Here is a 25,640-nt window from a genome sequence, read left to right on the forward strand (position 1 = left end):
GTGAGCAATTTCTTAATTATTGGCGGTGGCGTGATCGGTATGATGACGGCGCTGCAGCTAGCAGATGCTGGTCAGCAAGTCACTGTAGTAGAGCGCGGCATTTGCGGTCAGGAGTCTTCCTGGGCAGGTGGCGGTATTGTTTCGCCACTTTATCCATGGCGGTATGCACCGCCAATCTCGCAACTTTCTCGCTGGTCTGAGGGCGTGTATCCCACATTGTCGCTACGCTTGCTGGAAGAAACCGGCATTGATCCTGAATATCGGCAGAAAGGGCTGCTTTATCTCAACGTTGACGATGCGGAAACAGCGCTTGGCTGGGCGAGAGAGTTAGCCAAGCCGCTAGAGCGTGTTAATGCTGAGTTTGTTCATCAGAAAGAGCCCATGGTGGCTGCTGCCCAGGATAGTGCGTTGTGGATGCCGACACTCGGCAGCGTGCGCAATCCACGTCTGGGACAGGCGTTGCGCGCTCGGCTGCTGGCAATGCCGAACGTTGAGCTTAATGAAGGCTGCGAGGTGAGTCGTTTTATAACGCATGACCAGCAGGTGCTGGGCGTTGCGACTGCGCAAGGGGAGCTGCGCGCTGAAAAGGTGGTGGTGTGTGGTGGAGCCTGGACAGCCAAGCTGTTAGCAAGCTTAACTATTCGCCTGCCAGTACGCCCCGTAAAAGGCCAAATGATCGCTTATCAAGCGCCGCCAGGATTGGTGCAGCGCGTGGTATTGAAAGACGGTCGCTACATCATCCCGCGTAGTGATGGGTTGCTGTTGGTAGGCTCAACCTTAGAAGAAGCGGGCTTTGATAAAACGACCGACAGTGAGGCGCTGGCATCGCTCAAACAGACCGCAGAAAGTATCGTGCCTGCGTTGGCAGATTACCCGGTTGCTTATCATTGGGCGGGGTTGCGTCCAGGCTCGCCGGACGGCATTCCATTTATTGGGGCACTGCCTGGGTGGTCTGATGTGTACGTCAATGCGGGCCACTATCGCAATGGGTTGGTGCTTGCACCCGCGTCTACCCATGTATTGGTTGATCAGCTATTAGGGCGTGAGCCACTTATCGACCCAGCACCCTTTCAGCCAACAGCAGATCGCTTGATGGCTGGCATTGTTGGTCGGCAGCGTTGTTAGTCGCGGCTTTGCTTATCTTGTTGCTCTTGCAAAAACCGATCTCGATGAGCACTTGAGCAAAACCACTGTTCGCTATCGCGTAGGGCTTCCTCTTCAGGAACATGGACATCGCACCAGCGGCAGCGCACCATTTGTCCGCCTTCATGGCGTTCGGGTTCACTCTGTTGGTGGGAAAGTCTGCGCTCTCGGTAGAGACCATAAAGCTTCAGGCCCACATAGAACAGCACGGCAAAAATAATCAGCCGAATGATCAAAAGGTTCATCCTCTATGACTCCCATGGTGGGATGTAATAATAGCCAGAATAACATGAGCGCCGGCTAACCTTTGCCTGTTGGCAGCCCTTGCGTGACAATGTGCTTAGGTTAGCGGCAACGTGTTCTAAAGATTCTCAAGAGATTTTAACGCCCATGCAAGACTTAACGCTGGTAATGGCCCAACTCGACCCTCTAGTGGGAGATATTCCCGGCAATGCTGCACGCGCCATTGAAGCGGTGCGCGAAGCGAGGATCGAGCATGGGGCGGATATTGTTGTCTTCCCAGAGCTTTTCTTATCCGGTTACCCGCCGGAGGATTTGCTGCTTCGCCCATCGATGGAAGCTCGCTTACGTGAAGCGCGGTCTAAAATGGCAGAAAAAATCGCCCGCGATGTGCTAGTGATTATTGGCTACCCAGGCGTGCGTGAAGGGGAGCGCTATAATCTGGCGGGCGTATTGTATAACGGCCAATGGGAAGCCGAGTATGCCAAGCAGGCACTGCCGAATTATCAGGTATTTGATGAGCAGCGCTACTTTACGCCAGGCACCAAACCGCTGGTTTACGAGCACAAAGGTGCCAAGTTAGGTCTGCTGATTTGTGAAGACCTTTGGGAAGGTACGCCGGTTAATGCTGCCCGTGAAGCAGGCGCAGAAGTGCTGATCAGCTTAAACGCCTCTCCCTATCATCAGGATAAGCCCAGCGAGCGCCTGCGCCTGTTAGAGCAGCGTGCCCAGGATGTAAATCGGCCGATTGTGTATGTGAACACTATCGGTGGGCAGGATGAGCTGGTTTTTGACGGTGGCTCCAGTTGTGTGGATGCCCAAGGCGAACTCAAAGTGCTGGCGCCTTCTTGGCAAGCTGGCTTAATGCCCGTTCAACTGCTGCAAACGAGCGCTGATACGTGGGAACCACAGCAGGGTGAAGTTGAACCAGAGGTTGAGCCAGAAGAGAGCCTTTATTGTGCCCTGGTCACTGGGCTGCGGGACTACGTCAATAAAAGTGGTTTTGAAGGCGTTGTGCTGGGCCTTTCCGGAGGTATTGATTCCGCGCTTTCTTTGGCGATTGCTGTCGATGCGTTGGGCCCTCAGAGGGTGCAAGCGGTGATGATGCCTTATCACTACACGGCGGATATCTCTAAACAGGACGCTGCTGAACAGGCTGACATGCTTGGCGTGCATTATGACGTGATGCCCATTGAGCCGATGGTCGAAGCGTTTATGGGCACTTTGGCAGAAAGTTTCGCGGGCACAGAGCGGGATACCACTGAAGAGAACCTGCAGTCGCGCTGTCGCGGTGTTCTGCTGATGGCGATCTCCAATAAGAAAGGCCTGATGGTGCTTACTACTGGCAATAAAAGCGAAATGGCAGTGGGTTACGCCACGCTTTATGGCGACATGGTGGGGGGCTATAACGCCATCAAAGACGTCTACAAAACCTGGGTGTATCGTTTGGCCCGCTGGCGCAATACCCAATCGCCTGCTATTCCAGAGCGGGTGATTGAGCGTCCGCCCAGTGCGGAGCTGGCGCCCGACCAGCAAGACAGTGACTCATTGCCTGATTACGATGTACTAGACGCCATTCTGGTGAGCTATATCGAAGGCGATATGAGTGCTGAGGCAATTATTGCTGCTGGGTTTGATGAGGAAGATGTTTATAAAGTAGTTAAGCTTGTTGATCGCTGTGAATATAAGCGCCGACAGGCGCCAGTCGGAGTGCGGGTCACGCCCAGAGGATTTGGGCGTGACCGGCGTTACCCGATTGTTAATGGCTGGCAGCCTGGCGATTAGAGCGTCAGCGTTTGCTTGATTGACTTAAAAACTGTCCCACGCAGATTCGGCGGGTTGGCGCTTTAAGGCTGGTAAGCTCGGAGCGTTATTCGTCGCCGGATTTTGTGTCTGGCGGGTGCTTGTCACTGTTTGCGCATGGGCATGTTGTTGGCTGGCTGGTAACTTGAAAACGCTCATAGCATGTAACAATTGATGTGCGTTTTGACGTAAATGATTCGCAGCATTTGCGCTCTCTTCCACAAGCGCAGCGTTTTGCTGGGTCACTTGATCCATCTCGGTGATCGCTTGGCCAACTTCTTGCACACCGGTGCTCTGTTCAGCGCTAGCATGACTAATTTCCTGCATAATCTTGGTCACTCGCTCAATCGCTGCCACAATCTCTTCGGTCGATTTGCTGGCTTCTTCAGCGCGTGCGTTGCCATGATTAACACGTTCCAAGTTATTAGAGATCAAATCGTTAATTTCTCGGGCGGCGTCAGCGCTGCGCTGTGCGAGTTTGCGAACTTCCTCGGCAACCACGGCAAATCCACGGCCATGCTCCCCGGCTCGCGCAGCTTCCACAGAGGCATTCAGGGCGAGAATATTGGTTTGAAAGGCAATGGCATCAATGGTTGAAATAATGCCCGCAATTTCTTGTGAGCTTTTGTTGAGATCGTTCATGGTAGCGACTACCTGATGCACGGCTTCGCCACCTTGGGTCGCCGTTTTTGAAGCGCTAGCGGCTTCCTGGCTTGCCTGTTGTGAATTATCTGCGTTGAGCTTAACCGTGCTGTTAAGCTGTTCCATTGCTGACGCTGTTTCTGCTAGTGCGCTGGCTTGTTCTTCCGTGCGCGACGATAGGTCATTATTTCCTTCCGCAATTTGTTCGCTATTAGAGGCCACTGCCTCGGCTGATGAACGAACTTGCGATACGATTGCTTGCAGTTGTTTAGACATCGCGACTTGCGATGCCATGATGCTGCGGGTGTCGCCTTTCTTAAGGTGTGGCTGAGTAGTCAGCTCGCCACGACCGATGGCTTCAGCAAATGCTTTCACCTGACGGGGCTCGGCACCTAATTCGCGAAGCAATTGGCGTGACAAAAACAGTGCAATTGCCCCCCCGATTAACACAGCAAACAGTGTTAGCCCCAGCATTTGCAGTTGGAACCCTGATGCAGTGTTGCGAGCAGCAGCGGTGGAAGCGTTATTAATCTGTTCCTGCAAGTTAATAAATTGATTGATGCGATTAAGCCACTCGGCATAAGCAGGACCAGCCTGCTCTAGAGTAAGGGCTTGGGCGCGACTAATGGTATTAGCGGTTTTGGCATTGAGCACTTGCTGAGTAAGTACTTGTGTAGCTTCCGACTGATTGTTGATAGCCGAAAGAATGCTTTGCTCTTGAGGCGTTGTATCGGTTTCACGCATGACCCGCTGCATGCTCTCAATCGCCGTATCGTAGTTGGCAGCTAGCTGACTCATCTCTTCATTCAGCGTTGTCAGGCGGCTGGCATCACTCGTCATAACGATGTCGCGTAGTGCAATAGCTCGGTCGTGAACGCTGCCGCGCATGTCAACAGCGAAACGCTGTTTAGCGCCGTTCACGTCATTAATAGCCGTTAACCCACGATCAATTTGGTTGACCTGATAAATACCGACAGCTGTTAAAAGTGCTAACAACGCGAGTAGGGTGGAAAAGGCAAATGTTAGACGAGTGCTAATATTGGTTTCTGAAAACCGAGATTTGGGGGCGGACATTCAGTGAGCTCCAAGCAGGTGCTTTATTATTAAGATGGGCAGAATATAGTTGTTGCACAATATTTGTACAACTTATTTTTAGGAATAATGGATTTTTATTTTGTTAACGTTATGTAAGTGAAAGTGTTTTGTAGAAGAAACAAAAAAACCACGCCGAAGCGTGGTTTTTGATGAGCGTTTTGTACAACTTTGTATAAATCAATACTGCCTGAGGTGGCGATTAATTATCCGCATTGCCATGCTTGGGTACAAAACGACTGCCACGTAGCTGCTCGTGGTCTGGCGCATTTTCACGTAGTACGACAAGCACTTCATTAGCACGATCACTCATACCAAGCCCTTGATAGCCTTCTACCATGGTTGCCAGCGCATCACGTGTTGCATTGGACTCGGGATAGTTTTCAATCACCCAACGGCCTCGTTCAACGGCGGCCAGGAAGGCACCGCGACGCAGGTAGTAGTCGGCAACATGTAGTTCATGGCGTGCCAGCAGCTCGCGCAGATAAACAATGCGTTGCTGGGCATCCGGTGCATATTCGCTCTGGGGGAAACGCTGAATTAATTCGCGGAAGTCGTTGTAAGCGTCCCGTGAAGCACCTAAGTCACGCTTGGAAATATCAATCAGGCGCAAGCGCTCAAGGCTAAATCGCCCTGCCTGCCAAGCAGAAAGGCCGCGTAGGTAGTAGGCGTAATCGGCTTGTGGGTGATCTGGGTGCAGGCGTATGAAGCGGCTGGCGGCCGCGCGTGCCTCTTCCCAATTGCTGTTTTCGTAGTAAGCGTAAATTAGCTCAAGTTGAGCTTGTTCGGCGTGGGGGCCGAATGGGTAGCGGGTATCAAGAGCTTCCAGTCGCTCAATGGCAATTGGAAAGCGGTTGCTATCCAGCGCTGTGCGCGCAAGTTCATAGAGTTCGCGTTCTTGCACACCCGCGAATTCATCTTCTTCTTCGGGGGTGGATTTATTACTCGCACAGCCTGCCAAAAGGGCAAGGCTTAAGGCTAGAACGCCAAAGCGGTTGGCAGCGGAAAAAGCGCGCATCATCATCCTCGTTGCAAACAAGCCTCAATCACCGAAAAGCGACGATGGCCATAAGTAGAAATGGTAGAATAGGTCGCAGTTCGCCCACTATAAATCACCTAGACGCAAAACGCAGGCTTAGCGACACTCCATTGCTGCTTGAAAAGTTAAGCAGCATTAAATAATGGCAAAGCCGTTTGCGTCTTAAAGAGGTTGTTCATGTCTCGTATTGTTGAAGCCACGCAGCGGGTACCCGCGACATTAGCAGGCGCGCGTTTAGACCAAGCCGCAGCTGAGTTGTTCAGCGATTATTCCCGCGAACGTTTGAAAACGTGGATCAACGCCGGTGAACTCACCGTCGACGGCGCTAAAGTCAAGCCGAAGGCCAAGCTGCACGGCCATGAAATATTAGCGCTAAAAGCGACTATCGAAGACGATACTCGTTTTGAACCCCAAGATATTCCGCTTGATATCGTGTACGAAGACGACGCGGTGATGGTCATCAATAAGGCTGCTGGCATGGTGGTGCATCCCGCCGCGGGCAATCCTGACGGCACGTTGTTGAATGCGTTGCTTCATCATCATCCTGCACTGGCAGAAGTGCCCCGGGCAGGAATAGTGCATCGCCTGGATAAAGACACCACAGGCCTGATGATGGTGGCAAAAACGTTGCCCGCACAAACGACGCTGGTTGAACAATTGCAGGCGCGCAGCGTTTCTCGTCAGTATGATGCGGTGGTGATTGGCAAGCCCGTGTCGGGTAGCACCATCGATGCGCCCATTGGTCGGCACCCGAAAGACCGCAAGCGGCAAGCGGTCAAGGCTTCCGGAAAACCGGCCGTGACTCACTTTCGGGTGGTTGAGCGTTTTCGCGCTCATACTCATGTGCGTTGCCAGTTGGAAACCGGACGTACCCATCAAATTCGTGTTCATATGGCTCATGCCCGCTACCCACTGATTGGTGATCCGCTTTATAGTGGTCGTGCCAAGCTGCCGCCGGGCGCTGCTGCGCCGTTAAAAGAGATTTTGCGTGAATTTCCTCGTCAGGCACTGCATGCTCGGAAGCTCAGTTTTGTGCATCCGGTGAGTGGTGAAACGCTTACTTTCCATGCCGACTTGCCCGATGATCTACTGATGTTGTTGGACTACCTGCGCGAAGATAGCGAGACCATGAGATGAGCGACGCGATTGATCTAAAGCCCACGCTGCTGTTACCTGACTGGCCAGCCCCCGCGAATGTGCGGGCGTTTGTGACCACTCGGGAAACAGGGCCGAGCCAAGATGATTTTGCAGCTTTCAATCCAGCGACCCACGTAGGCGATAATGCTGACCATGTGGCGCTGTGTCGGCGTTTGCTGCATAAAGAAATTGGCGATGATCGCCCGCTGTTGTGGTTGAACCAAACCCATGGCGCCCGTGTTCAACAGGCGTACCAAGACGATACGCCGGAAGCTGACGCCTCGGTTGTCAGCAGTAACGACTATGCCTGTGTGGTGTTAACCGCAGACTGCTTGCCGGTAATGTTCTGTAATCGCCAGGGCACCCAGGTGGCGGTTGCCCATGCGGGCTGGCGCGGGCTGGCGGGCGGTGTGTTGGAAGCGACTGTCGCCGCTATGAACTGTGATTCTAACGACATTTTGGTATGGCTTGGGCCAGCCATTTCGAATGCGCAGTTTGAGGTCGGGCCAGAGGTCTATGGTGCGTTTGTTGCGGTCCACCCTGAGACCGCTGAAGCGTTTGACCATAGCCCCTATCGTCTTGGTCACTATATGGCGGATCTTTATCGCTTGGCGCGCTTTCGTCTAGAAACGCTGGGGATTCACCATATCAGCGGCGGTCACTTCTGTACCGCCTGCGAATCGCGCTTTTACTCTTACCGCCGAGACAATGGCAACACTGGACGCATGGCAAGTGTGATCTGGATCAATTAATCAGCGCTATTCCTTCGAGCTTGTTATACGTCCCTCTTGAAATGCGTGGAACTGACTCCATTTAACTTGTCAAGCTAAACGTTTTTAGTACATCAAATTTTTAGTACATCAACGTTCCTAGCACATTAAAGACAGGTTATTGGGAAACGCCGTGGGTCCAAACGCACGGCACCCCCAGGAGGAACTCCATGCGATTCGATAAATTTACTGCCAAGTTGCAGGCTGCTATTTCTGAAGCACAATCCCTTGCGGTTGGGCGCGGCCATAATCAGCTTGATCCCGCGCACTTACTGCTTGCGCTGCTCGATACCAAAGACACTGGCATCAAAGCCTTGGTCGAAAAAGCCGAAGGCAGCAGCTCGCGCCTGCGCGACGGTTTACAAAAGCAGCTAGATGACTTACCCAAAGTAAGCCAGTTCGATGGCGATGTTCAGCCATCCCGTGACTTCATCAAACTATTCAACTTAACTGACCGAGAAGCGCAGAAGCGTGGTGATCAGTTTATTGCCAGTGAGTTGGTACTCCTGGCTGCGCTGGAAATGAACAGTTCGATCACCAAACTGATGAAAGAGGCAGGTCTCAACCGGAAAGGCCTGGAAGCTGCGATTAACAGCTTGCGTGGGGGTGCTAAGGTCGATGACCCCAATGCAGAAGATCAGCGTGAAGCGCTTAATAAATACACTATGGATCTTACCCAGCGTGCGTTAGATGGCAAGCTGGACCCCGTGATTGGACGCGATGATGAAATTCGCCGCACGATTCAGGTGCTGCAGCGTCGCACCAAAAATAACCCGGTACTGATCGGTGAGCCAGGGGTGGGTAAAACCGCCATTGTTGAAGGGCTGGCTCAGCGTATTGTGAACGGCGAAGTGCCAGAAGGCTTGAAAGAGAAACGCGTACTCTCGTTGGATATGGGATCGCTGCTGGCGGGCGCTAAATTTCGTGGCGAGTTTGAAGAGCGTCTGAAAGCAGTGCTCAAAGAGCTTTCTCAGGAAGAGGGACGGGTCATCCTGTTTATCGATGAGCTGCACACCATGGTGGGCGCAGGTAAGGCCGAAGGCGCGATGGATGCAGGTAACATGCTTAAGCCTGCGTTGGCGCGTGGCGAACTGCACTGTGTGGGTGCGACCACGCTGGATGAGTACCGCAAATACATCGAAAAAGACGCCGCGCTGGAGCGCCGCTTCCAGAAAGTGCTGGTCGATGAGCCCTCTGAAGAGGACACGGTTGCTATTCTGCGCGGCTTAAAAGAGCGTTACGAAGTCCACCACGGCGTGGATATTACCGACTCAGCGATCATTGCGGCGGCGAAACTTTCTACCCGCTATATCTCTGATCGGCAGCTGCCTGATAAAGCGATCGACCTGATCGATGAGGCGGCGTCACGCATCCGTATGGAGCTGGACTCTAAGCCTGAAGAGATGGATCGGCTGGATCGCCGCCTAATCCAGCTGAAAATGGAGCGCGAAGCGCTTAAGAAAGAGACTGACGAGGCCACTAAGAAACGTCTTGAAGCGCTGAACAACCAAATCCACGAGTTAGAGCGCGAATACGCTGACCTGGATGAAATCTGGAAAGCCGAAAAAGCCAGTATTCAAGGTGCAGCCCAATTCAAAGCGGAGTTGGAGCAGGCGCGCATTGACCTTGAACAGGCGCGCCGCCAGGGCGATTTAGGGCGTATGTCGGAAATCCAGTACGGCAAAATTCCGGCGTTGGAGAAGAAAATCAGCGAAGCGGGTGAAGGCGAGGCCGATACTGCCAGCCACCAGCTGTTGCGCTCAAACGTCACCGAGGAAGAGATTGCCGAGGTGGTTTCCCGCTGGACAGGCATTCCTGTCTCCAAAATGTTGGAAGGCGAGCGGGACAAGCTGCTGCGCATGGAAGAGGCGTTGCATGAGCGGGTGATTGGTCAGCATGAAGCGGTAGAAGCAGTGGCGAACGCCGTTCGCCGTTCGCGGGCAGGGCTGTCTGACCCCAATCGACCCAACGGCTCGTTCCTGTTCCTCGGCCCAACCGGGGTGGGTAAAACGGAACTGTGTAAGTCGCTGGCTAACTTCTTGTTCGATACCGAAGAAGCGATGGTGCGTATCGACATGTCGGAGTTTATGGAGAAGCACTCCGTGGCTCGCTTGATTGGCGCGCCTCCAGGCTATGTGGGCTATGAAGAGGGTGGTTACTTAACCGAAGCGGTGCGTCGTAAGCCCTACTCAGTGCTGTTGCTGGACGAAGTGGAAAAGGCGCATCCGGATGTTTTCAATATCCTGCTGCAAGTGCTGGAGGATGGTCGTTTAACTGATGGGCAAGGTCGCACAGTCGATTTCCGTAATACGGTGATCGTGATGACCTCTAACATGGGCTCGGACATCATCCAGCGCATGGGGGGAGATGATAACGACTACGAAGTCATGAAAAATGCAGTGATGGAAGTGGTGGGTAATCATTTCCGCCCTGAACTGATTAACCGCATTGATGAGGTGGTGGTGTTCCACGCCCTTGGCCAAGAGCAAATTCAGGCGATTGCCGGTATTCAGTTAGAGCGTTTGAAAGTGCGCTTAGCTGAGCATGATTTGAGCCTTGCGATCAGTGATGATGCGATGGCCCAGCTTGCGGTGGTTGGTTTCGATCCGGTGTACGGTGCAAGGCCGCTTAAGCGGGCGATCCAAAGCCGCATCGAGAACCCGTTGGCCCAAGACCTGCTGGCGGGCAAGTATGCCCCAGGCGATACCATCCATATCAGCGCGAGTGAAGGTAAGTTGATATTTGAGTAATTCACCCGTGGGCAATTAACAAGCCTGCGCAATGAAATAGGGCAAAAGCCTCGTTAGCTCTGCTAGCGGGGCTTTTTTAATGGCTTACTGCGACGTTTGTTGCGTTTGTCCTGATCGGAGGTTGACAGGCTGAGGGCGCTAATGGAATCTTGTGGGTTCCTGATTTGCGGGCGCGGAACCAACGGGCAACCCCTAATCCCCGCGCGAAGGGTAGGCGAGAGCCTTTACCCGCCGAAGGACTTCCGGGCTTGGGCTAACCGCCCAACCTGGCCAACGCCCCGACACGGCAAACCGTCGTGTAAGGGAGACGCTGGTATATTTCATGATATGTCAGTGCTTCCGATGAGAGTGCAGGCCCTAACCGGGCCATATGCCAGGGTTTGGCATCAGGTGCCGGCATGGGCCGGCAGCGGCATACCGCCGCACTCGACACCGCAGGATGTCCTGCGGATCGCACTCGAGACCTCCAGGGGAGAAACACAGTGGAACTGCTTTCCGGCGCAGATATGATCGCCCGCTTCTTGCAAGATGAGGGCGTTGAATACATTTATGGTTATCCCGGCGGCGCGGCGCTGCATATTTATGATGCGTTGTTCCGCCAGGACAAGGTGAAGCACATTCTTGTGCGTCACGAACAGGCAGCGACTCACGCAGCCGATGGCTATGCTCGTGCAGCGGGTAAGCCAGGCGTGGTGCTTGTCACCTCCGGTCCTGGCGCTACCAATGCGGTCACCGGCATTGCGACTGCCTATATGGATTCGATTCCTATGGTCGTGCTGTGCGGTCAGGTAATGAGCCACCTGATTGGTGACGATGCCTTCCAGGAAACCGATATTGTGGGTGTGACTCGCCCCATCGTGAAGCACAGCTTCTCAATTCGGCATCCGTCTGAGATTCCAGAAGTGCTGAAAAAAGCCTTCTATCTTGCGGCGACTGGTCGCCCAGGTCCGGTAGTGGTCGATATTCCTAAAGATATGACCGCACCAACCGAGCGTTACGAGTACATCTACCCGAAAAAGGTCAAGATGCGCTCCTATAACCCGGTTACTCGGGGGCATACTGGTCAAATTAAAAAAGCCGTTGAGATGATGCTGAAAGCCAAACGTCCGGTGTTCTATACCGGCGGTGGCGTGGTAACTGGCAAGGCAAGCGAAGGGTTGACCGATTTGGTCAAACAGCTCGGCTTCCCCATTACCACAACGTTGATGGGTATCGGCTCCTATCCGCAAAGTGATCGGCAGTGCCTGGGCTGGTTAGGGATGCACGGCTCGTATGAGTCTAATATGGCCATGCACCACGCGGATTTGATTATCGCCATTGGCGCGCGTTTTGATGACCGGGTGACCAACAACACGTCGAAGTTCTGCCCCACGGCAAAAATCATTCACGTGGATGTGGACCCAAGCTCGGTATCTAAAACCGTGCGTGCGGATGTGCCCATCGTTGGGCCAGCGTCTAGCGTCATTAATGAAATGATCAGCCTGGTTCAAGGTCAGTCAATTTCGCAGCCTGAAGCGCTGACCGAGTGGTGGCAAAAGATTGACGGCTGGCGTGCCGAGCGTGAAGGCAAACTATACGAACCTTCTAAGCCAGGCGAAGCGTTGAAGCCTCAGGAAGTTATCGAGGCGCTGTGCCGTGTTACTCGTGGTGAAGCCTACGTGACGACGGATGTTGGCCAACACCAGATGTTTGCTGCTCAGTACTATAAGTTCGATAAGCCTAACCGTTTGATTACCTCAGGTGGTTTGGGGACTATGGGCTTTGGTTTCCCCGCCGCTATGGGTATCAAGCAGAACTTCCCTGATGACGACGTGGTGTGCGTGACGGGGGAAGGTAGCTTCCAGATGATGATGCAGGAGCTCTCTACCTGTAAGCAGTACGGTGTGGGCGTCAAGATTGTAAATCTCAACAACGCATCGCTTGGCATGGTGCGGCAGTGGCAGGATTTGAACTACAAGTCCCGTCATGCGCACTCCTATATGGAATCGCTGCCGGACTTCCACATGCTAATTGAGGCTTACGGATTTACTGCGATCACCGTGAATACCCTCGATGAGTTGGAGCCGGCGCTAGAACGTGCCTTTGCCAACAAACATGAGTTGGTATTCCTGGATGTGAAGGTCGATCCCTTTGAGCACGTCTACCCGATGCAGGTGCCGCTGGGTGCCATGCGTGACATGCTGCTGTCTAAAACGGAGCGTACCTGATGCGTCATATCATCTCGATTCTGATGGAAAACGAACCGGGTGCGCTGTCACGTGTGGTCGGGTTGTTCTCCCAGCGTAACTTCAACATTGAAACGCTGAACGTTGCACCGACTGAAGATCCGTCGCTGTCACGTCTGACGGTGACTACCGTGGGTGATGACCGGGTGATTGAGCAAATCACCAAGCATCTTAATAAGCTGATTGATGTGGTGAAGCTGGTCGACCTGACAGAAGGTAATCACATTGAGCGTGAACTGATGCTGGTGAAAGTAAAAGCGCTAGGCGCTGCCCGCGATGAAGTGAAACGTACGGTGGATATTTTCCGGGCGCAGATCGTCGACGTAACGCCAAGCCTCTACACCGTACAGATTACCGGTGATGCTGCTAAGCTGGATGCGTTTCTACATGCCATGGCGCCGGTAGGTATTCTCGAAGTGGCGCGTACTGGAGTGTCTGGTATTGCTCGCGGCGATAAAGTTCTATCGTTGTAAACGAAGCATGCTTGTTGAATAAGTTGTTGAGCAATTCGTTAAAAACGCTGCTGAGAAAGCCGTCCTTACCTAGGGCGGCTTTTTTTATGGCGTTTTGTAATGTGCTTAACGCGGAGTCACAGTAGCCCAGAATGCGTCAATCATCGGGTTTTTGAGTCGTCGGTTAAGCACGCAAAGCCCGACATCGTAGTGGGGGAGCTCGGGTTTTACGTTGAGCACTTGCACGCGTTCGGCCAGTGGGCTGTTATCTAGCACGATTTTGGGTACTACGCCCACGCCAAACCCCAGTCCCACCATACTTACAATCGCTTCGTGCCCGGCCACTTGGGCATAAATGCGCGGCGTTATGCCCATCGCTTTAAACCAGGTATTGGCGTACTCCCTTGAAAGACCAGCCTCTGAAAGAATCATCGGGACATGACGCCACTGCTCGGCTGTTGAGCTTTCCGGCTGGCTGGGTAACCAATCGTGGGCTTCTGTAGGAGCAATAAACAGCAGTGGCGAGCGGGTAAGCGATTTAAAGGCCAGGGCGTTGGGTGGAATCCGTGGGCGGGGGGTAATGGCCATATCGTCTGCGCCTTCTAGCACTCGCGACATGGCATCGGCGGGGTCGCCGGTATGCAGCTTTAGTTCGATACCTGGGTGGCGGGTGCGCACATCACTTAATAGTTCATAGAGAAAGCTATAGCTTGCGGTTACCGAGCAGTAAATGCTTATTTCGCCGCTCAGCTGTGCCACTGCGGCGGCCAGTGTTCGCTTCTGCATTTCCCACTGCTCTAAGGTCTCTTTCGCATAGTGCTGAAAAGCTAACCCTTGGGGGGTTAACGTGACATGGCGATTGTCACGCTCAAACAGTCGCGTGCCTAGCTCGGTTTCAACCTGTTGAATCGAACGGCTTAAGGTTGATGGGCTGATATGACAAAGCTCGCTAGCACGTCCAAAGTGTAGCGTCTCGGCCAGCGTCACCACATGCTTTAATAAGCGAAAATCCATAGTAAGCCCAATATTAAGATCGGTGTTTCATAATTAGAAATAGTATGTTGCAAATATAGCGTTTTACGCAATGGTGGCGGTGGCGTACAGTGATCTCAACGCCAAAGCCCAGTGCTGCAAAAGACGGCACGGGTGGCCATCAACGCTGATACGACATATATAAACTATCCCTATATAACGATCATTTTTTGATCAAGTTCGATTTTGGAGTCTCGCCATGCACGTTTATTACGATAAAGATTGTGACCTGTCTCTCATTCAAGCCAAGAAAGTCACTATTGTTGGTTATGGCTCGCAAGGCCATGCCCACGCGAACAACTTGAAAGAGTCTGGCGTTGACGTCACCGTTGCACTGCGCAAAGGTTCTTCCTCTGCCGCCAAAGCAGAAGCCGCAGGCCTGACAGTGGCAAGCGTTCCGGAAGCGTGCAAAACCGCAGACGTTGTCATGATTCTGGCGCCGGATGAGAACCAAAAAGCGATCTACGAGCAGGAAGTAGAGCCGAACTTGAAAGAAGGTGCGACCTTAGCCTTCGCCCACGGCTTTAATATCCATTACAACCAAATTGAGCCGCGTAAAGATCTTGATGTCATCATGATCGCGCCGAAAGCACCGGGGCACACTGTACGCTCTGAGTTCGTTAAAGGTGGCGGTATTCCTGACCTGATCGCTATCCACCAGGATGCGTCTGGTAATGCCAAAGAGTTAGCGCTTTCTTACGCGGCAGGTGTTGGTGGTGGTCGCAGCGGCATTATCGAAACTACTTTTAAAGATGAGACCGAAACGGATCTATTCGGCGAGCAAGCAGTCCTGTGTGGTGGCGCGGTTGAGCTGGTTAAAGCTGGTTTTGAAACCCTTACCGAAGCAGGTTATGCGCCAGAGATGGCTTACTTCGAGTGTCTGCATGAGCTTAAACTGATTGTTGACCTGATGTACGAAGGCGGTATCGCCAACATGAACTACTCCATCTCCAACAATGCGGAGTACGGTGAGTACGTTACTGGTCCCGAGGTGATTAACGACGAGTCTCGTGCCGCAATGCGCAACGCACTCAAGCGTATCCAAACGGGTGAGTATGCCAAAATGTTCATCCAAGAAGGCAACACCAACTACCCGTCTATGACGGCACGTCGTCGCCTGAATGCTGAACACGAAATCGAGCAAGTAGGCGCTAAGCTACGTGGCATGATGCCTTGGATTGCTGCCAACCAGCTGGTTGATAAGTCGAAAAACTAAGCGGTTATCGTGCTAGTGCACTAGTTAGAGCCTCGGGGCGCGCATTGTCGCGCCCCGAGGCGTTTAACGTTGCGTGCTGCAATTGACTGGCTGAGTTAGCCTCACCGTGTAGAATGAAAAGAGATCACTGTTCTTGTGACTTCACTTCAAACGGATGATATTTATGACCCAGGATGCTCGCGATCAAGAGCGTAAACAGGCCTCGCAGTCAGCGCCTCAAGAAGGCCACAAAACAGAAGATAGTGGTACTGGAGAGCAAGAAGACGCTAGTCACGAAAAGGTAAGTCATGACAACGTAAGTAATGAAGATCTCGCTACCGTTTTCCTGCGCGAAACTGAAGTGGTTGAAGAGGCGGTCGAAGACGGCAAGAAAATTCGCCGAAAAGGCATCTATTTACTACCTAATTTATTTACCACATCTGCGCTGTTTTCGGGGTTCTTCGCCGTGGTGGCTGGCATCAACGGCGAATTCACCTCAGCAGCAGTGGCGATTTTTATCGCCATGGTGCTCGATGGCCTTGATGGTCGGGTTGCTCGTATGACGAATACGCAAAGCGAGTTTGGTGCAGAGTACGATAGCCTTGCCGATATGATCTCGTTCGGTATGGCGCCTGCATTAGTGGCCTTTACCTGGATTTTACAAGACATCGGTAAAACAGGCTGGGTCGTAGCATTTCTTTATGTAGCCTGTGCGGCGCTGCGCCTAGCACGCTTCAATGTGCAGATTGGTAGTGTGGATAAGAAGTGGTTTATCGGCTTGCCAAGCCCATCCGCCGCCGCCTTAGTGGCCGCTAGTGTGTGGACCTTCCATAGTTTTGATGCAGATGCGGTAGGTTTTAAGCTGCTTATGTTGTTTGTCGTGGGGGCTGCGGGTGTGCTCATGGTCAGTAATATTCGTTATTACAGCTTTAAAGATCTCGATTTCAAAAAGCCTGTTCCTTTTGTTGTGCTTCTAGCGGTGGTGCTAGGGTTCGTAATGATCTCTGTTGAACCTTCTGTAATGCTGCTGCTGCTCTTTGGTGCTTATGTGTGTTCAGGCCCCGTATTGGCCGTTATGCGTAAAGCAAAACCTAAAAGTTAAAATTTATTCACTTTTTTCCCGCAAACCCCCTTGCCAAGTCGGCAGCGAATCCGTAAAGTACGCATCCGCTGCCGGGGACGCACAGCGTTACCAGCGGTGATTGAAGTTGAAAAACTTCGGTTTGTCAGAGAGTTAGAAGAACTCAGCAGCAACATGCTTCGATGTCTTCCAACCCTTTTTGAAACGAGCCACGCCAGAAAGCATCGTTATCTCGCCTTCTTCGCTCACTCGCTTCACTCACTTAAAACAGTGATTGACAAACACCAGGAAATGCGTAGAATACGCCTTCCTCGCTGAGGCAAACCAGCTCAACGGTTAGCCAGTTTTGTTCAGCGAAAACAGCTCTTTAACAATTTGATCAGGTAATTCATGTGGGCGCTTGCCGATGAGGGTGATAAATCACCAAATATCAAGGCAAGCGGTCATGACAATGTAAATTGAAATGAATTCGTTTGAACCTTGAGCCAAGTTTGATGCACTTATGTGACTTTCGAGTGACATGTAAGCATCACAATGATTTTAAACTGAAGAGTTTGATCATGGCTCAGATTGAACGCTGGCGGCAGGCCTAACACATGCAAGTCGAGCGGTAACAGGGGTAGCTTGCTACCCGCTGACGAGCGGCGGACGGGTGAGTAATGCATAGGAATCTGCCCGGTAGTGGGGGATAACCTGGGGAAACCCAGGCTAATACCGCATACGTCCTACGGGAGAAAGGGGGCTCCGGCTCCCGCTATTGGATGAGCCTATGTCGGATTAGCTAGTTGGTGAGGTAATGGCTCACCAAGGCAACGATCCGTAGCTGGTCTGAGAGGATGATCAGCCACATCGGGACTGAGACACGGCCCGAACTCCTACGGGAGGCAGCAGTGGGGAATATTGGACAATGGGGGCAACCCTGATCCAGCCATGCCGCGTGTGTGAAGAAGGCCTTCGGGTTGTAAAGCACTTTCAGCGAGGAAGAACGCCTAGTGGTTAATACCCACTAGGAAAGACATCACTCGCAGAAGAAGCACCGGCTAACTCCGTGCCAGCAGCCGCGGTAATACGGAGGGTGCAAGCGTTAATCGGAATTACTGGGCGTAAAGCGCGCGTAGGTGGCTTGATAAGCCGGTTGTGAAAGCCCCGGGCTCAACCTGGGAACGGCATCCGGAACTGTCAAGCTAGAGTGCAGGAGAGGAAGGTAGAATTCCCGGTGTAGCGGTGAAATGCGTAGAGATCGGGAGGAATACCAGTGGCGAAGGCGGCCTTCTGGACTGACACTGACACTGAGGTGCGAAAGCGTGGGTAGCAAACAGGATTAGATACCCTGGTAGTCCACGCCGTAAACGATGTCGACCAGCCGTTGGGTGCCTAGCGCACTTTGTGGCGAAGTTAACGCGATAAGTCGACCGCCTGGGGAGTACGGCCGCAAGGTTAAAACTCAAATGAATTGACGGGGGCCCGCACAAGCGGTGGAGCATGTGGTTTAATTCGATGCAACGCGAAGAACCTTACCTACTCTTGACATCCTGCGAACTTGTGAGAGATCACTTGGTGCCTTCGGGAACGCAGAGACAGGTGCTGCATGGCTGTCGTCAGCTCGTGTTGTGAAATGTTGGGTTAAGTCCCGTAACGAGCGCAACCCTTGTCCTTATTTGCCAGCGGGTAATGCCGGGAACTCTAAGGAGACTGCCGGTGACAAACCGGAGGAAGGTGGGGACGACGTCAAGTCATCATGGCCCTTACGAGTAGGGCTACACACGTGCTACAATGGCCGGTACAAAGGGTTGCGAGCTCGCGAGAGTCAGCTAATCCCGAAAAGCCGGTCTCAGTCCGGATCGGAGTCTGCAACTCGACTCCGTGAAGTCGGAATCGCTAGTAATCGTGAATCAGAATGTCACGGTGAATACGTTCCCGGGCCTTGTACACACCGCCCGTCACACCATGGGAGTGGACTGCACCAGAAGTGGTTAGCCTAACGCAAGAGGGCGATCACCACGGTGTGGTTCATGACTGGGGTGAAGTCGTAACAAGGTAGCCGTAGGGGAACCTGCGGCTGGATCACCTCCTTAAACGATGCATCATCCCTCGCGGTAAGCGCTCACAATGAATTACCTGATCAGAATGCTGTTGATACGCAGTGATAAGCGTTTTCTTCCTATTGAAAGAAGAGAAAAGAGCTTTTTTAAGATCGTCTTTAAAGACCTTTCTTTTCCTTTTAATGTGAAAAAAGCAACCGCTTATCACTGCGCATAGCAGTCGCTCTTTAACAATGTATATCATGCTGACATAAACGCTTCTTTGAAGTGTTTATACGTAATTGTTTTGTGATACGTCTCAAGCGTATCCGGCAATCGTTATCATTGCGAGACACCAGACTCCTTCGGGTTATAGGGTCAAGCAATGAAGCGCACACGGTGGATGCCTAGGCAGCCAGAGGCGATGAAAGACGTGGAAGCCTGCGATAAGGCTCGGCGAGGTGGCAAACAACCTGTGACCCGGGCATTTCTGAATGGGGAAACCCACTCATCATAAGATGAGTATCTTGCGCTGAATATATAGGCGTAAGAGGCGAACCAGGGGAACTGAAACATCTAAGTACCCTGAGGAAAAGAAATCAACCGAGATTCCCCTAGTAGCGGCGAGCGAACGGGGACCAGCCCTTAAGCATGTGACTGATTAGGCGAATGAGCTGGGAAGCTCAGCCGTAGCGGGTGATAGCCCCGTAGTCGAAAATCTGATCATGTGAAATCGAGTAGGTCGGGGCACGAGAAACCTTGACTGAAGACGGGGGGACCATCCTCCAAGGCTAAATACTCCTGGCTGACCGATAGTGAACCAGTACCGTGAGGGAAAGGCGAAAAGAACCCCGGAGAGGGGAGTGAAATAGATCCTGAAACCGTGTGCGTACAAGCAGTAGGAGCAGACTTGTTCTGTGACTGCGTACCTTTTGTATAATGGGTCAGCGACTTATATTCAGTGGCGAGGTTAACCGTTTAGGGGAGCCGTAGGGAAACCGAGTCTTAACTGGGCGACACAGTCGCTGGATATAGACCCGAAACCGAGCGATCTATCCATGAGCAGGGTGAAGGTTGAGTAACATCAACTGGAGGCCCGAACCAGGATCTGTTGAAAAAGATTTGGATGACTTGTGGATCGGAGTGAAAGGCTAATCAAGCTCGGAGATAGCTGGTTCTCCTCGAAAGCTATTTAGGTAGCGCCTCACGTATCACCGCCGGGGGTAGAGCACTGTTTCGGCTAGGGGGTCATCCCGACTTACCAACCCGAGGCAAACTCCGAATACCGGTGAGTGCAAGCGTGGGAGACACACGGCGGGTGCTAACGTCCGTCGTGAAAAGGGAAACAACCCAGACCGTCAGCTAAGGTCCCGAAATCCTGGTTAAGTGGGAAACGATGTGGGAAGGCTCAGACAGCTAGGAGGTTGGCTTAGAAGCAGCCATCCTTTAAAGAAAGCGTAATAGCTCACTAGTCGAGTCGGCCTGCGCGGAAGATGTAACGGGGCTAAACCAGGTACCGAAGCTACGGGTTCACACTTAGGTGTGAGCGGTAGAGGAGCGTCGTGTAAGCCGATGAAGGTGAATTGAGAAGTTCGCTGGAGGTATCACGAGTGCGAATGCTGACATGAGTAACGATAAAGGGAGTGAAAAACTCCCTCGCCGGAAGACCAAGGGTTTCTGTTCGACGCTAATCGGAGCAGAGTGAGTCGGCCCCTAAGGCGAGGCCGAAAGGCGTAGTCGATGGGAAACAGGTCAATATTCCTGTACCGGACATGATTGCGATGGGGGGACGGAGAAGGCTAGGTGAGCCAGGCGTTGGTTGTCCTGGTGAAAGTGAGTAGGCTTGCATCTTAGGTAAATCCGGGATGCTCTAAGGCCGAGACACGAAACGAACTGACCACGGTCAGGAAGTCATTGATGCCACGCTTCCAGGAAAAGCCTCTAAGCTTCAGATCATGTGCGACCGTACCCCAAACCGACACAGGTGGTCAGGGTGAGAATCCCAAGGCGCTTGAGAGAACTCGGGTGAAGGAACTAGGCAAAATGGTGCCGTAACTTCGGGAGAAGGCACGCCGGCGTAGGGTGACGAGACTTGCTCTCAGAGCCCGAACCGGTCGAAGATACCAGGTGGCTGCAACTGTTTAGTAAAAACACAGCACTCTGCTAACGCGCAAGCGGACGTATAGGGTGTGACGCCTGCCCGGTGCCGGAAGGTTAAATGATGGTGTTAGCCGCAAGGCGAAGCTCTTGATTGAAGCCCCGGTAAACGGCGGCCGTAACTATAACGGTCCTAAGGTAGCGAAATTCCTTGTCGGGTAAGTTCCGACCTGCACGAATGGCGTAATGATGGCCACGCTGTCTCCACCCGAGACTCAGTGAAATTGAAATCGCCGTGAAGATGCGGTGTACCCGCGGCTAGACGGAAAGACCCCGTGAACCTTTACTATAGCTTCACACTGGACGCTGATGTTGCCTGTGTAGGATAGCTGGGAGGCTTTGAATCTCGGACGCTAGTTCGAGGGGAGCCAACCTTGAAATACCAGCCTGGCATCATTGGCGTTCTCACTCAGGTCCGTTATCCGGATCGAGGACAGTGTGTGGTGGGTAGTTTGACTGGGGCGGTCTCCTCCCAAAGAGTAACGGAGGAGCACGAAGGTACCCTCAGCACGGTCGGACATCGTGCAGTGAGTGCAAGAGCATAAGGGTGCTTGACTGCGAGACAGACACGTCGAGCAGGTGCGAAAGCAGGTTCTAGTGATCCGGTGGTTCTGTATGGAAGGGCCATCGCTCAACGGATAAAAGGTACTCCGGGGATAACAGGCTGATACCGCCCAAGAGTTCACATCGACGGCGGTGTTTGGCACCTCGATGTCGGCTCATCACATCCTGGGGCTGAAGTCGGTCCCAAGGGTATGGCTGTTCGCCATTTAAAGTGGTACGCGAGCTGGGTTTAGAACGTCGTGAGACAGTTCGGTCCCTATCTGCCGTGGGCGTTGGATGTTTGAGAAGGGCTGCTCCTAGTACGAGAGGACCGGAGTGGACGCACCTCTGGTGTTCCGGTTGTCACGCCAGTGGCATTGCCGGGTAGCTATGTGCGGACGGGATAACCGCTGAAAGCATCTAAGCGGGAAGCCCCCTTCAAGATGAGACATCCCTGAGGCCTAGAGCCTCCTGAAGGGCCCAGCGAGACCAGCTGGTTGATAGGCACGGTGTGGAAGCGCTGCAAGGCGTTGAGCTAACGTGTACTAATGGCCCGTGAGGCTTGACCCTATAACACCCAAGGGGTCTGGTCGCAGTGATAACGAAAACCGGATACGCGACTCAAGCCCAACGTGACACACGAAGGGCGTGAGACGAAAGAGACGCCACAAAACATCGATTACACGTTCAGCATGATATACATGACCCGTTACGCCTGACGACCATAGCACGCGTGAACCACCTGATCCCTTGCCGAACTCAGAAGTGAAACCGCTTAGCGCCGATGGTAGTGTGGGGTCTCCCCATGCGAGAGTAGGTCATCGTCAGGCACTTATTGAGAAACCCCGGCCATTTGGTCGGGGTTTTGCTTTTTAGGGGGTCTCCCCTGGACCCCGTTTGTCGGGAACAAACGGGAACCGCTTTAGCGGGCCCGAAGGGCGAGTCTCAGGATGAGACGAGTAGAGTAGCGGAGCGCCGCCCGGATCATCGTCAGGCACTTATTAAGAAAAACCCCAGCTTCTAATGAAGCTGGGGTTTTTTGTTGTTGAGCTATTGGTTATGAACTATTTGAAAAATCCCCCAGGGCTTGCGCCCTGGGGGATTTTTTATGCTTAGAAAATGTGAGAATTAGCGGCAGATTGCTTCCAGTGCCTCTATTAAGCTATCCATCTCATCATCTGTGCCGATGGTGATGCGCAAGAAGTTATTGAGTGCGTCAGTATTAAAATGACGTACCAAAACTCCTCGCTCTCGAAGGCCTGCAAATAGCTGAGCGCCTTCAAAATCGGGATGCTGGGCAAGCACGAAGTTGGCCTTCGAAGGCAGTACTTCAAAACCTAGCTGCTCAAGTCGCTGACGTGTGCGCTCACGGGTCGTGATCACATTATTTCGGCACGCGTTAAAGTGTTCTTCATCTTTAAGAGCTTCAATGCCGATGAGGCTCGCTAGGCTATCCACTGGATAGGAATTAAACGAGTCCTTGACCCGCTGGAGCCCATCAATCAGCTCAGGGGAGCCAATGGCATAGCCCAAGCGTAAACCAGCCAAGCTACGTGATTTAGAGAACGTTCCTGTGACTAGCAGGTTAGGGTAGTGCTCAACTAAAGCAACAGCGCTTTCTGCGCCGAAATCCACATAAGCCTCATCGATTAATACAACCCGGTTTGTCACGCGCTTAAGCAGAGCCTCAATGGTTTCGAGGGAGTGCGCATGGCCAGTCGGTGCGTTTGGGTTGGCAAAGATAACGCCGCTGCGCTCTGATGCATTCGCCAGGGCATCAACATCGACCTCCCACTGTGGGGTTAGTGGATGCTTACGAAGCGCGACGCCATAAAGGTTGGCGTACACAGGATAAAAGCTATAGGTGATTGAGGGGACATCCAGCGGTGCGTCATGGCAGAAGAAGGCCTGAAACGCAAACGCGAGCACTTCATCTGACCCATTGCCGACGAAGGTTTCTGCCACGCTAACCCCATAGCTGTCGGCCAGCGTTGTACGCAGCGCGTAAGAGGTAGGATCAGGATACAAGCGCAAATGGTCGATAGCATAATTACGCAGCACCTTGCTCACCCCAGGTGCGGGCGGATAAGGGTTTTCATTGGTGTTGAGTTTAATAACCTGTTCGCGGGGCTGCTCACCAGGCACATAGGGGGTAAGCTCCCTAACAGCTGGACTCCAGTATTGGCTCATGCGGGTAACCTGATTATCCTGATGTTAATACCCCATGGTCGCCCGATGACTGCCTGAGCGCAAGCATTCAAGTAGTGAGGGGGGTGGGCGTCGCACCTTGTAGCGGTTATGCTGTCACAAGCGCGCGAAAGAAATGTATGTCCAACACGATAAGGAGACACTCAATGCAATTTAGGAGTTTGCTAGCCGGCTCGGCTATGTTGGCACTGTTGGCGGGCTGTGCAGCTGGCCCAACGGATCAGCGTGAAGAAGCAGGAATGACTGCTTCTCAAGCCAATTATCAAGGTACGCTGCCTTGCCGTAACTGCGATGGCATCGACTTGAATGTGACGATGATAGGCGAAGAAATGAGTGCTCCCGAAGAACGGACGTTCACGTTAAACGCCACTTATCGTAATCATCCACAAACGCCGCCAGACGAAAACTATGCAGGTAACTGGGAAGTACTGACGGGCACGCCGTCGGATCCATCTGCCACTGTCTATGAGTTAACGCCGAATGGCGATGGCCAGATCTACTACTTTCAACGTATTAGTGAACGCACGTTGGAGCTGATCGACCCAGAGCGTCGTCGTTTCGAAAACGGTGAGATGCTGCAGTTACAGCGTCAATAAAGCGTGAAGTGATGCTTAAAGGCGGCCATTGGCCGCCTTTTGCATTTCTAGTCATCTGATGCATAAATCTCAGTGGCGATATAATCAGTGGCGATAACAACAGGAGCGACATGGCGGTGGCGAAAGCGAAAAGTGCCTTTGTGTGTACCGAATGCGGTGCGGAGTATCGAAAGTGGCAAGGCCAGTGCTCCAGCTGCCAGGAATGGAACACGCTAAGTGAGATTCGGTTGGCTAGTGCGCGCCCTGGAAGTGGCGCAGCCATGGGACGGGCGGGCTATGCAGGAGACCTGTCGAGAGATGTGGTGGATCTTGGCAATGTGGATCTCAGCGAAGTACCCCGCCTCACTTCGACCTTTGCTGAGTTTGATCGTGTGCTAGGTGGCGGCCTGGTGCCGGGGTCCGCTGTGTTGCTGGGGGGCAACCCAGGCGCTGGTAAGTCCACGCTGCTTCTGCAAACCGCCTGCAAGCTCGCCCAGCAGCGGCGTATTCTATATGTCACCGGGGAGGAGTCGCTTTCCCAAGTTGCGATGCGCGCCCACCGCTTACAGCTGCCTACTAATGGGCTGAAAATGTTAGCGGAAACCAGTGTTGAAACAATTTTAGCGGTGGCTGAACGAGAAAAACCGGAAATTTTGGTCATCGACTCAATTCAAACGATGCACCTAGAGGATATTAGCTCAGCGCCAGGTGGCGTTGCCCAGGTTCGTGAATCTGCGGCAGCTCTGACCCGCTTTGCTAAGCAAACGAACACAGTATTGTTACTGGTTGGGCATGTAACGAAGGATGGAACGCTGGCTGGCCCTAAAGTACTGGAGCACATGATTGATGCCTCGCTGCTATTAGAGGGTGGAGCTGACTCTCGATTTAGAACCCTTCGCGGCCAGAAAAACCGCTTTGGTGCGGTGAATGAGCTGGGTGTGTTTGCAATGCTTGAGCAAGGTTTAAAAGAAGTCAAAAACCCCAGTGCGATTTTCCTATCACGCCAAGAAGAACAGGCTCCCGGTAGTTTGGTCATGGTGGTATGGGAAGGTACCCGGCCAATTCTGGTGGAAGTGCAGGCGTTAGTCGATGAGTCTGCATTGGGGAATCCTCGCCGTGTGGCCGTTGGCGTCGATCAAAACCGACTTGCTATGCTGCTAGCCGTGCTAAACCGTCACGGTGGTCTGTTTACCGGTGATCAAGATGTTTTCCTTAACGTGGTAGGCGGCGTGAAAGTACTCGAAACCAGTGCTGACTTGGCGGTGCTCCTAGCGGTGGTATCCAGCCTGCAAAATCGCGCTCTGCCAAAAGAGTTGGTGGTATTTGGCGAAGTTGGGCTTTCGGGAGAGATTCGGCCTGTGCCCAGCGGGCAAGAACGTATTGCTGAAGCGGCTAAGCATGGATTTTTAAGGGCGATTGTGCCGCGTGGTAATGCACCCAAGCAGGCTCCGAAGGGGATGGAGGTCATCCCTGTGGATAAACTTAGCGATGCCCTGGAAGCGCTCTAACGTAAGCTATGCTGAGGAACAACATAA

16 protein-coding genes and 3 rRNA genes are annotated in these 25,640 nt (G+C 52.8%); 14 read left to right on the top strand and 5 right to left on the bottom strand.

Going from position 1 to position 25,640, the window contains the following annotated elements; genetic code table 11:
• Positions 1 to 1,125 (top strand): glycine oxidase ThiO, encoded by a 1,125-nt coding sequence (gene thiO / locus L1X57_RS08575; RefSeq protein ID WP_039869978.1) that lies wholly within the window; start codon positions 1 to 3, stop codon positions 1,123 to 1,125.
• On the opposite strand, the gene L1X57_RS08580 is transcribed toward thiO, so the two are convergent.
• Positions 1,122 to 1,388, bottom strand: a complete 267-nt coding sequence (locus tag L1X57_RS08580; RefSeq protein ID WP_009725034.1) for a PP0621 family protein — start codon at positions 1,386 to 1,388, stop codon at positions 1,122 to 1,124. The genes thiO and L1X57_RS08580 overlap by 4 nt on opposite strands.
• A 145-nt stretch (positions 1,389 to 1,533) precedes the next feature.
• Here L1X57_RS08580 and L1X57_RS08585 point away from each other — a divergent pair, with 145 nt between their 5' ends.
• Complete coding sequence (locus tag L1X57_RS08585; protein WP_009725033.1) at positions 1,534 to 3,168, top strand: NAD+ synthase; 1,635 nt, start codon at positions 1,534 to 1,536, stop codon at positions 3,166 to 3,168.
• 24 nt (positions 3,169 to 3,192) lie between these two features.
• Here the strand turns inward: L1X57_RS08585 and L1X57_RS08590 are convergent, their stop codons facing one another.
• Both L1X57_RS08590 and L1X57_RS08595 read right to left on the bottom strand, forming a co-directional pair.
• Positions 3,193 to 4,902 carry a methyl-accepting chemotaxis protein gene (locus L1X57_RS08590; RefSeq protein ID WP_009725032.1) on the bottom strand — a complete coding sequence of 570 codons (1,710 nt, stop codon included), beginning with the start codon at positions 4,900 to 4,902 and terminating at the stop codon, positions 3,193 to 3,195.
• Positions 4,903 to 5,122: 220 nt separating this feature from the next.
• Complete coding sequence (locus L1X57_RS08595; protein WP_009725031.1) at positions 5,123 to 5,938, bottom strand: outer membrane protein assembly factor BamD; 816 nt, start codon at positions 5,936 to 5,938, stop codon at positions 5,123 to 5,125.
• A gap of 198 nt (positions 5,939 to 6,136) precedes the next feature.
• On the opposite strand from L1X57_RS08595, the gene rluD reads away from it, so the two are divergent.
• From rluD to ilvN, 5 genes are all read left to right on the top strand, one after another.
• Positions 6,137 to 7,096 carry a 23S rRNA pseudouridine(1911/1915/1917) synthase RluD gene (gene rluD / locus L1X57_RS08600; RefSeq protein WP_009725030.1) on the top strand — a complete coding sequence of 320 codons (960 nt, stop codon included), beginning with the start codon at positions 6,137 to 6,139 and terminating at the stop codon, positions 7,094 to 7,096.
• Positions 7,093 to 7,848 (top strand): peptidoglycan editing factor PgeF, encoded by a 756-nt coding sequence (gene pgeF, locus L1X57_RS08605; protein WP_009725029.1) that lies wholly within the window; start codon positions 7,093 to 7,095, stop codon positions 7,846 to 7,848. Before rluD ends, pgeF begins: the two co-directional genes overlap by 4 nt.
• 188 nt (positions 7,849 to 8,036) lie before the next feature.
• Positions 8,037 to 10,616 carry an ATP-dependent chaperone ClpB gene (gene clpB, locus L1X57_RS08610; protein ID WP_009725028.1) on the top strand — a complete coding sequence of 860 codons (2,580 nt, stop codon included), beginning with the start codon at positions 8,037 to 8,039 and terminating at the stop codon, positions 10,614 to 10,616.
• A gap of 482 nt (positions 10,617 to 11,098) precedes the next feature.
• On the top strand, positions 11,099 to 12,823 hold the full coding sequence (locus L1X57_RS08615; RefSeq protein WP_009725027.1) for an acetolactate synthase 3 large subunit: 1,725 nt from the start codon (positions 11,099 to 11,101) through the stop codon (positions 12,821 to 12,823).
• Positions 12,823 to 13,314: an acetolactate synthase small subunit gene (gene ilvN, locus L1X57_RS08620; protein WP_009725026.1), complete on the top strand. Its 492-nt coding sequence runs from the start codon at positions 12,823 to 12,825 to the stop codon at positions 13,312 to 13,314. Before L1X57_RS08615 ends, ilvN begins: the two co-directional genes overlap by 1 nt.
• 105 nt (positions 13,315 to 13,419) lie before the next feature.
• On the opposite strand, the gene ilvY is transcribed toward ilvN, so the two are convergent.
• Complete coding sequence (gene ilvY / locus L1X57_RS08625) at positions 13,420 to 14,307, bottom strand: HTH-type transcriptional activator IlvY (protein ID WP_009725025.1); 888 nt, start codon at positions 14,305 to 14,307, stop codon at positions 13,420 to 13,422.
• 217 nt (positions 14,308 to 14,524) lie between these two features.
• Between ilvY and ilvC the strand changes: the two genes are divergently transcribed.
• The 5 genes from ilvC (at position 14,525) to rrf (ending at position 22,152) form a co-directional block, all read left to right on the top strand.
• Complete coding sequence (gene ilvC, locus L1X57_RS08630) at positions 14,525 to 15,541, top strand: ketol-acid reductoisomerase (RefSeq protein ID WP_009725024.1); 1,017 nt, start codon at positions 14,525 to 14,527, stop codon at positions 15,539 to 15,541.
• Between the two features lie 163 nt (positions 15,542 to 15,704).
• The gene (pssA, locus tag L1X57_RS08635; protein ID WP_009725023.1) at positions 15,705 to 16,622 is read left to right on the top strand and encodes a CDP-diacylglycerol--serine O-phosphatidyltransferase; all 918 of its coding nucleotides are present in this window, start codon (positions 15,705 to 15,707) and stop codon (positions 16,620 to 16,622) included.
• A gap of 521 nt (positions 16,623 to 17,143) precedes the next feature.
• Positions 17,144 to 18,676: ribosomal RNA gene (locus tag L1X57_RS08640) — 16S ribosomal RNA — on the top strand.
• A 322-nt stretch (positions 18,677 to 18,998) separates the two neighbouring features.
• Positions 18,999 to 21,892 (top strand): 23S ribosomal RNA (locus tag L1X57_RS08645).
• Positions 21,893 to 22,036: 144 nt separating this feature from the next.
• A 5S ribosomal RNA gene (gene rrf / locus L1X57_RS08650) occupies positions 22,037 to 22,152 on the top strand.
• The 16S, 23S and 5S rRNA genes sit together here, the layout of an rRNA operon.
• Positions 22,153 to 22,450: 298 nt before the next feature.
• On the opposite strand, the gene hisC is transcribed toward rrf, so the two are convergent.
• On the bottom strand, positions 22,451 to 23,512 hold the full coding sequence (gene hisC, locus L1X57_RS08655; RefSeq protein ID WP_083817087.1) for a histidinol-phosphate transaminase: 1,062 nt from the start codon (positions 23,510 to 23,512) through the stop codon (positions 22,451 to 22,453).
• Between the two features lie 164 nt (positions 23,513 to 23,676).
• On the opposite strand from hisC, the gene L1X57_RS08660 reads away from it, so the two are divergent.
• Together L1X57_RS08660 and radA are read left to right on the top strand one after the other, a co-directional pair.
• Positions 23,677 to 24,126: a copper resistance protein NlpE N-terminal domain-containing protein gene (locus L1X57_RS08660; protein ID WP_009724917.1), complete on the top strand. Its 450-nt coding sequence runs from the start codon at positions 23,677 to 23,679 to the stop codon at positions 24,124 to 24,126.
• 116 nt (positions 24,127 to 24,242) lie between these two features.
• On the top strand, positions 24,243 to 25,613 hold the full coding sequence (radA, locus tag L1X57_RS08665; RefSeq protein WP_009724916.1) for a DNA repair protein RadA: 1,371 nt from the start codon (positions 24,243 to 24,245) through the stop codon (positions 25,611 to 25,613).
• Positions 25,614 to 25,640: the final 27 nt, after the last annotated feature.

It is taken from the genome of Halomonas sp. TD01 (genome assembly GCF_923868895.1).
GTDB lineage: Bacteria > Pseudomonadota > Gammaproteobacteria > Pseudomonadales > Halomonadaceae > Vreelandella.